Consider the following 1,323-nt stretch of genomic DNA (forward strand, 5'->3'; position numbering starts at 1 on the left):
GAGATGGCCAGGCCGGCGCGACCGAAGATGGCTTCCTGCCTGTACAGCGGCAAGTGGTCCAGGTACTTGCCCACCAGCACCTGCGAGAGCAACCTGGCCGTCGGGATGCCCTTGTCGATGATGTGCGGTGCGACCGGGGCCTGCACCAGTGTCTCGCACTTCGTGCAGACCCACTTGCCGCGCACGTGGCGCTCCACCGTGAACACGCCAGGGTGGTAGTCGAGCTTCTCGGCCACGTCCTCGCCGATGCGCTGGAGGGTGCAACCGCATGCACAGGTGGTGCTCTCGGGCTCGTGGCGGATCTCCCGACGCGGCAAGTGCGCGGGCAGTGGCTGGCGCTTGGGTTGCTGCTTCTCGCGCTGCGCGGACGGCACGGTCGCGAGTTCCTCCAGCTCACGCTCCATCGGCGCCAAGTCGGCGTCGATGGTCTCTTCCAGCAGGCTCTTCTGCTCGGCATTGAAGGCTTCCGACTTAGCGGCGAACTTCAACCGCTTGAGCACGGCCATCTCGTGCGTGAGTTTGTCGATGGCCGCTTGCTTGAACGCGATCTCGTGGTCGCGACGTGCGATCTCAAGCTTGTCGGCTGCAGCCCCTCTCCTCAGGGAGAGGACCATCTCACGCAGTTGCTGCGCGTCCAGATGGTCAAGGTCGGCCGTGTCGATCACGGAAGGTGATGGTGCCCCGGTGTGCGCGCACACGCATCAGCACATTCGGCAATTGCACTACAGCACGCAGATCACCCCAGCTTCGCCGATCCGCTGCCACGGCAGACCGAGCACCAGCGCATCGAACTGGGGATGGGTCAGGCTAAGGGTGGTGCCGCTGTCCTTGGGCCAGACGAACTTGCCCTGGTGCAGGCGTCGTGCCGACAGCCAGATACCAATCCCGTCGTGCACCAGGACCTTCATTCGGTTCGCGCGTCGGTTGGCGAACAGGTAGGCGTGATGCGGGCGCGCAGCACCGAAGACACGAACCACACGCGCCAGCGCCGCTTCGGTGCCTGCGCGCATATCCAACGGCTCGACGGCAAGCCACAGTGCGTCAACCCGGATCACTTGAGGATCTCGCGCAGCCAGGCGGCGCATTGACCTGAAGCACTCATTGGCCAAGTCACGTTCACCGCGATTGCCCCGCGGCGAAGCTCGAGGTGTATGTCACTTGCGACAGCGGGACCAGGAGCCAGCGTGAGGGAGACGAACTCTGCTTGCTGGTCGCTGGCATTCGAGGCGATGCCTCCCGCGTCGACCATGCGGCGCCATTTGTGAACGAGGTTGGCGTTGAGGCCATGGGCCAAGGCCACCTGCGCCACAGACGCTCCAGGCT

3 protein-coding genes are annotated in these 1,323 nt (G+C 64.8%); all 3 read right to left on the reverse strand.

Going from position 1 to position 1,323, the window contains the following annotated elements; all coding sequences use genetic code 11:
- Positions 1-662 (reverse strand): IS66 family transposase (locus EJO66_RS32425; protein WP_240648950.1); only part of this gene is annotated, 662 nt, incomplete at its 3' end.
- Positions 663-722: 60 nt separating this feature from the next.
- Positions 723-1,055, reverse strand: coding sequence for an IS66 family insertion sequence element accessory protein TnpB (tnpB, locus tag EJO66_RS32430; RefSeq protein WP_206168922.1), 333 nt, complete (start codon positions 1,053-1,055; stop codon positions 723-725).
- A partial coding sequence (locus tag EJO66_RS32890; protein WP_206168923.1) for an IS66 family insertion sequence element accessory protein TnpB occupies positions 1,052-1,323 on the reverse strand: 272 nt, incomplete at its 5' end. The genes EJO66_RS32890 and tnpB, both read right to left, overlap by 4 nt.

This window comes from Variovorax beijingensis (genome assembly GCF_003951285.1).
GTDB classification, from domain to species: domain Bacteria; phylum Pseudomonadota; class Gammaproteobacteria; order Burkholderiales; family Burkholderiaceae_C; genus Variovorax; species Variovorax beijingensis.